1 tRNA gene is annotated in these 264 nt (G+C 53.8%); it reads right to left on the bottom strand.

Features of this window, described 5'->3' with window-relative positions:
• Window positions 1–9: 9 nt before the first annotated feature.
• Window positions 10–85 (bottom strand) — tRNA-Ala (locus tag OGY04_RS00040).
• Window positions 86–264 lie beyond the last annotated feature (179 nt).

Below are 264 nucleotides of genomic sequence, written 5' to 3'. Positions count from 1 at the left end.
CAGTAAGGATGGTGGAGCTATGCGGGATCGAACCGCAGACCTCCTGCGTGCAAGGCAGGCGCTCTCCCAGCTGAGCTATAGCCCCATCGTAGTTATCTCATTCACCTTAATTCTTGCTGAGACAAGGCGTGGAGCGGCGAAGCATACTGAAGTATGCGAGTCGTTTCACAACGCGGTATCAGAAAGAATTTGGTAGGCCTGAGTGGACTTGAACCACCGACCTCACCCTTATCAGGGGTGCGCTCTAACCACCTGAGCTACAAG

The organism is Citrobacter sp. Cpo091, from assembly GCF_030332645.1.
Classification (GTDB): Bacteria; Pseudomonadota; Gammaproteobacteria; order Enterobacterales; family Enterobacteriaceae; genus Citrobacter; species Citrobacter portucalensis.
Note: the sequence above shows the minus strand (reverse complement) of the source record. Positions and strands in the feature narration are given on the sequence as shown.